Genomic DNA, 5218 nt, shown 5'->3' with positions numbered 1-5218 from the left:
AGCTCCGCTATGCCGTTTTACGGCATTATAATTGGAAGTAACTTACGTTTTTAACAAATTCATTATTTCTGGTAAATATCAAGAAATATTAACAACTTACAATGTGTTTGCAAATTTAAGTTCCTTGAAAGTCGGAGATTCTCCGCAGCTTGCTGCGGGGAGATTCAAAAAGTTTCTTGACAATGGGTGGTCGGTTTCTGTATTGTACATGATAAGTTTAAAGAGTAAGGAATTTCAGAATGAGAACACTTACAGGGAATCAAAATTATTTCTGGTGCTGGTGGCTGAATAATGCCTTGAAGGAGTGGGCCGTCGGGATCTGATTATACAAAATGATAGTATTTCAAAGACCGTAGCCATTCCTGGCCACGGTCTTTTTTTTCAAGTTAAGAAGGGGCTGTGGGAAATACCTGCATCCCCTTTTTCTGTTATCGGGGTATACTAAAAAGAAAAGGAGCACACTATGTTAGTTGTAATGAGTCAAAAGGCAAAACCGGAAGAGATTGACGCTGTAGTTGCAGCCATCCATGGAAAAGGGTATACGGCACGCCCGATTCCGGGAGGAGAGAGAACGGCTATCGGTATCTTGCATAATGAAGGGGCCGTTGACGCCTCTTATTTTCTGGGACTGGCCGGTGTTAAGAACGTCATCCCCGTCACGCATCCGTATAAACTGGTAAGCCGTGAATTCCAGCCTGAAGACACTATCATACAGATAGGAGATGTTATGATAGGCAACGGTTATCTGACCATCATCGCCGGTCCCTGTGCGGTTGAAAGCGAAGAGCAGTGCTTAATCATCGCCCGGAGAGTGAAACAGGCCGGGGCGCAAATATTCAGGGGAGGGGCTTTCAAACCGAGAACGTCGCCCTATTCATTTCAGGGTCTTGGTGAAAAAGGACTGCAAATCCTGGCTAAGGTGCGCGAAGATACGGGAATGCCGGTTGTTACAGAGGTTTTAGACAAGGAAACGTTTGACCTGGTTGAGGAATATGCCGACGTAGCTCAGATCGGGGCACGGAACATGCAAAACTTCAGTCTGCTTAAACGAGCAGGGCAGTCAAGAAAGCCGGTTCTTCTCAAACGCGGGATGGCCGCCACTATTGAAGAATGGCTCATGGCAGCAGAATACATCATGGAAGGCGGAAACACGCAGGTTATTTTATGTGAGAGGGGAGTCCGTACCTTTTCCCACCACAGCCGGAACACGCTGGATCTCTCGGCTGTCGCCGCCGTGAAACTGGAAAGCCATCTTCCCATCATAGTCGACCCCAGCCATGCCGCCGGACGTCGCGATCAGGTGATTCCGTTAAGCCGTGCCGCTGTTGCCGTAGGTGCTCACGGACTGATGGTGGAAGTGCACCATGCTCCGGAAGAAGCTCTCAGCGACGGAGCGCAGTCACTTTATCCGGAAGGTTTTGAGATACTGTGTAATCAGATTAAACCCATTTTTGATATTTTTTAATCCACAGATTTCGCAGATTACACGGATTGCTCTCATTACTTGAAGTGCGATGTGAAATCTATGAGCCAAAGGGGCCAGGGAAAAATTTCTATTGATAAAGCAATTCGTTAGTGGTATTAAACGCTCCTTTCACACCATCGACCGTCAGGAACTGCGACCCTTCCGGTCAGTGAGCTCAGCCGATTTTATTGAGGACAGCCACCAATTATTGATCGTTTCGCAAAAAGTCCAAGAATCCTTCCCCCGTCAATGAGGAGGGAATTTTGGGCTTTTTAATAGATCATCAAGGATAAAGGCCAGGATTTAATGGAAAATATACGTAACTTCAGCATTATAGCCCACATCGACCACGGGAAATCAACCCTTGCCGACCGGCTGATACAATATACGGGTGTTTCCGATGCCCGGACATTCAGGGACCAGATCCTCGATACTATGGATATCGAGCGTGAGAGGGGCATTACCATCAAAAGCCAGGCGATTTCCCTCCCCTACGAGGGGCGGGACGGCACAGCATACACGCTCAATCTCATCGACACCCCCGGCCATGTAGATTTTTCTTATGAAGTCTCCCGTTCCTTAGCTTCCTGCGAGGGGGTGCTTCTTCTGATCGATGCGGCTCAGGGAGTGCAGGCTCAGACACTTGCCAATCTCTACCTGGCGATGGAACACGACCTCGAAATCATACCGGTTATCAATAAGATTGACCTCCCGTCAGCGGACGTTGATCGTGTTATAGAGCAGATAGACCGGGAGCTGGGGCTCGATCCGGACAACCATCTTCAATGTTCGGCAAAAGAAGGGACGGGGATCGAAGATATTCTTGAGGCCATCGTGGAGAGGATTCCAGCTCCAACGGGTGATCCCGAAGCCCCCCTTGCCGCCCTTATTTTCGATGCTCAATACGATTCCTTCCGCGGCACGGTGATCCACTGCCGTATCGTCGACGGGACGGTAAAAAGCGGGGACATCATCCGCTTTATGTACAACGGTGCCGCTTACAAGGTAGAGGAGGTTGGCCGATTCCTGCTTTCCCGGCAGAAGCGCGGCAGCCTCTCCGCCGGCGATGTCGGTTACATTATTGCCGGAGTTAAAACCGTCTCCGATGTACGAGCCGGGGATACGATCACCCTCGACGGCAGACCCTGCAGTCAGCCGCTGCCCGGTTTCCGGGAAGTAAAACCGGTGGTCTTCGCCTCCATCTACCCCATGGACTCCGACGAGTATCAGGATCTGGCCGATTCGCTTGAAAAATACATATTAAACGATGCCTCCTTCGTTTATCAGAAGGACGCCTCAGTAGCCCTGGGACAGGGTTTTCGTTGCGGCTTTCTGGGGCTGTTGCATCTCGAAATAGTTCAGGGAAGGCTGGAGAGGGAATACGACCTTTCCATAATTCTTTCCATACCCAGCGTGCGCTACCGTTTCACACTGAAAAACGGGACAACCGTGGATGTGGACAATCCATCCTACTACCCTGATCCAGGATCAATCGACGGCTCGGAAGAACCCTATATCCGCTCCTCCATGATGCTCCCCGAAAGGTACCTGGGATCTGTCATGAAACTGTGCATGGAGAAGCGCGGTGTGAACTCCACGCTCAATTACATTACCCCGGAGCGTGTCGAGCTCACCTACGAAATGCCGTTAGCTGAGGTGATCTTTGATTTCTACGATAAATTCAAATCCGTCACCCAGGGCTACGGGTCCTTTGATTACGACCTGATCGATTACCGTCCCAGTAACCTGGTGCTGGTAGATATCCTCGTAAACGGGGAAAAGGTGGATGCCTTATCACAGATCGCCCACCGCGAACGCGCCCGTGCCAGGGCTCTTAATGCCTGCGAACGGCTCAAGGAAGAGATTCCCAAACAGATGTTCAAAATTGCCATACAGGGGGTGATCGGAGGCGAAATCATCGCGCGGACGACCATTTCTGCCTTCAGGAAAGACGTCACGGCAAAGTGCTATGGCGGCGATATCACGAGGAAGCGAAAACTTCTGGAAAAACAGAAGAAGGGCAAGAAACGTATGAAAATGATCGGGTCGGTAAGCATTCCCCAGGGCGCCTTCCTCGCAGTCCTGAGATCCGATACCGATTAGGAATAACGTCTTCGTTAAAGGGACTCTGTTCCTCTCCTGGCGGGAGGGGAATTGAGAAGAGTAGAAAAAAGTATGGATGCGCCCGGCCTTTACATCCACATCCCCTTCTGCCGCAGCAAGTGCCTCTATTGCGGCTTCTATTCGACAACGTCCCTCGACCTGACAGATGATTTTCTCGATGCCCTCCGCCGGGAAATGGACATTTACCGGACGGAATTTTCCGGATTCGATACCGTCTACATCGGCGGCGGCACACCTTCGGTGCTTTCAGTAAAAGACCTGGGAGCTATCCTGGACGTGACGGCAAACAAGTTCACCGTTGATTCCCAAGCAGAAATCACAGTAGAGGTGAATCCGGCGGATATTGATCTTGCCGGCCTCAAGGCATTGCGCAACCTGGGAATCAACCGCATCAACATCGGCGTCCAATCCTTTGACGACGATATCCTGAAGTTCCTGGGAAGGAGGCATAATCGCCGTCAGGCCCTCTCGGTGCTTACGGCCTCGGAAAGAGCGGGATTTGACAATATCGGCATGGATCTTATCTACGGCGTGCCGGGGCAGGAAGTCACCTCCTGGACGGATACCCTTCACCGCGCCCTCTCCTTCAATCCGGCGCACTTTAGCTGCTACCAGCTTACCGTTGAACCCGACACCCCCCTCGGCACCGGACAGGCGAAAGGGGAAATCTCGATGCCGGACGAGGAAACCCTGGCCGACCGTTTCTTCCAAACGTCGGGGATCATTGAGAAGGCGGGCTATATCCACTATGAGGTGTCCAGTTTTGCAAGAAATGTGGAGCTTCAATCGCGGCACAACCAAAAATACTGGGATCATACGCCTTATCTTGGTCTGGGACCGGCGGCGCACTCTTTTGACGGGTGCAGACGGTGGTGGAATCACCGATCCCTCCACTCCTATATCGAAGATTTGAAAAAAGAAACACCGCCGGTAGCGGTTTCGGAAACGCTGGCCGATGAACAGCTGCGCCTGGAGGCCCTTTTTTTAGGACTGCGGACAAAGAGCGGGATCTGCTTTGAAGATTATAAACTGCGCTATGGATACGACCTCGTATCGGAAAAGGCGGAGATGATATCCCTGCTCGCGGAAAGAGGACTCGTCAAGATAGAAGACGGTCGTATGAAACCGACCTTAGCCGGCATGGCCGTTGCCGACAGCCTGGCGTTGATATAGATAGATGTCCGTAAAAAACCTCCACCCTCACAACTTTGATGAACTCGTAAAAAGTGATAAACTGCACAATTTGTCATGCTGAATTTGTTTCAGCATCTAATTATCTCAGTAAGTTAGAGACCCTGAAATGAATTCAGGGTGACAAAGAAAGACTTTTTACGAGACCATCCCTTTTACGTCTCATACATAAAGTTACGTCATCGTCTGTCCAATTACTTTTCTTTTGACATCGCTTAGTTTCTTATGTACTCTTTTACAAAGAGTAGCGGGTTTTTGTTTGCACTGTAAGAGTTATCTATAAGTGCTTAAAAATCTTTTATGAATATTTAACCAGAATACCCCGTCCTGTGGACGGGGATGAATGGTTTAAGCTTGACACTAATTATGAAATCGCGGTGGCAATAGCCATGAATTCGGCGTAATGCCCCGCCTTGTAGGCGGGGATAGTCGAATTCA

The 5218-nt window shown here is 50.0% G+C and carries 3 protein-coding genes; all 3 read left to right on the top strand.

Annotation, left to right across the window (positions count from 1 at the left end; genetic code table 11):
- Positions 1-463 precede the first annotated feature (463 nt).
- Positions 464-1465: a 3-deoxy-7-phosphoheptulonate synthase gene (gene aroF / locus Q7J27_15240; protein MDO9530494.1), complete on the top strand. Its 1002-nt coding sequence runs from the start codon at positions 464-466 to the stop codon at positions 1463-1465.
- 306 nt (positions 1466-1771) lie between these two features.
- Entirely contained in the window at positions 1772-3568 is a 1797-nt protein-coding gene (lepA, locus tag Q7J27_15235; GenBank protein ID MDO9530493.1) for a translation elongation factor 4, read from the top strand.
- A gap of 51 nt (positions 3569-3619) precedes the next feature.
- Positions 3620-4762, top strand: a complete 1143-nt coding sequence (hemW, locus tag Q7J27_15230) for a radical SAM family heme chaperone HemW (protein MDO9530492.1) — start codon at positions 3620-3622, stop codon at positions 4760-4762.
- Positions 4763-5218 lie beyond the last annotated feature (456 nt).

The sequence above is a fragment of the Syntrophales bacterium genome, from assembly GCA_030655775.1.
Classification (GTDB): Bacteria; Desulfobacterota; Syntrophia; order Syntrophales; family JADFWA01; genus JAUSPI01.
Note: the sequence above shows the minus strand (reverse complement) of the source record. Positions and strands in the feature narration are given on the sequence as shown.

Coding starts and splice junctions, on each gene's coding strand:
- aroF (MDO9530494.1), top strand. CDS start 464: ATGTTAGTTGTAATGAGTCAAAAGGCAAAACCGGAAGAGATTGACGCT.
- lepA (MDO9530493.1), top strand. CDS start 1,772: ATGGAAAATATACGTAACTTCAGCATTATAGCCCACATCGACCACGGG.